Raw genomic sequence first — 1,048 nt, forward strand, 5'->3', positions numbered from 1 at the left:
AACATTGTCCGACTTTCTAAGGAGAAAACACCTAAATGGTTAAATAATAGAACAAACAAAAATACAAATGAAGACATGTCAGAAGAAGAAAGAGCTAAGTTTGAAGAAAAAAGAGAAGCTTTTAAAAGATCATTAGAAGAAGATTGGAAAGAATAAAAAAAGTCCCAAAATAAATAACTTGGATCTTTCTTAAAAACTTGTTATTCGAAACATTAGTATTTTTGTGTTGTAATAAAGAGATACTAAATAACTAAATGATATATAAATTTTTTTACAACAATTTTCTTTTCTAAAAGTCTTTAGTAATCTTTAATAGCTTGCTAAAGGCTTTTTAATAGTTCTTAGTATGTCTTCTATCTTACTATTAGCAAAAAGAGTGTTTTAATCACTTTTCATTTAACTAAACAATAAAAACTAAAGCTTTACTTTTTAGAAACTTTATAATGTCTAAAATTGAACAATGCTAAAAGGCTTTAAAACTTTTAGTTCGACTTTTATCGACGTGATTATTTATATATGCTACAGTTTATATGTATCCTTTATTTTTATTTAACGTATAAGTTTTTATATTTTAAAAATTTTAAATTTATGATCTTCAAGAAGTCTTTAGTAAGTTAATATGACTTACTAAAGACTTTTTTATTATAAATAATTTATATCAGTTTAGTTATTAGGATATAAAACTTAAATTGTTACTCAGAAATCTTTTTCGCTTACATCTCTAAAAAAGGAGGAGTAACTTAAAAAGTTACTCCTCAATTTAATAGATTCATCGTTAAGCGCTTAAAATATGTAATATCTAGGCGCTACTATATATTAATATAACTAAATCCTGACTGCAAAAGATTAACAATTATTTATTATTGTTGTCATCAGAGTTGGATTTTCTACCTTTTCCACCAATTTCTTGGTAAAATTCCTTATCATGATTTTTTGCTGTTTGTTCTCCACCTTTTTGACCATCTTCTTCATATGACATCTTGTTATTTTCGTTCTCTGCCATAATAAATTTCTTCTTAAAATATATTAATTTGTTATTCATAATGTG

At 24.4% G+C, this 1,048-nt stretch carries 1 pseudogene; it reads right to left on the reverse strand.

From position 1 onward, the window contains the following. Positions 1-853: 853 nt before the first annotated feature. Positions 854-1,048 (reverse strand): annotated as a pseudogene (locus EII32_RS11305) (hypothetical protein); the annotation flags it as partial.

Origin of the sequence: Prevotella sp. OH937_COT-195 (assembly GCF_003932845.1) — a bacterium.
GTDB lineage: Bacteria > Bacteroidota > Bacteroidia > Bacteroidales > Bacteroidaceae > Prevotella.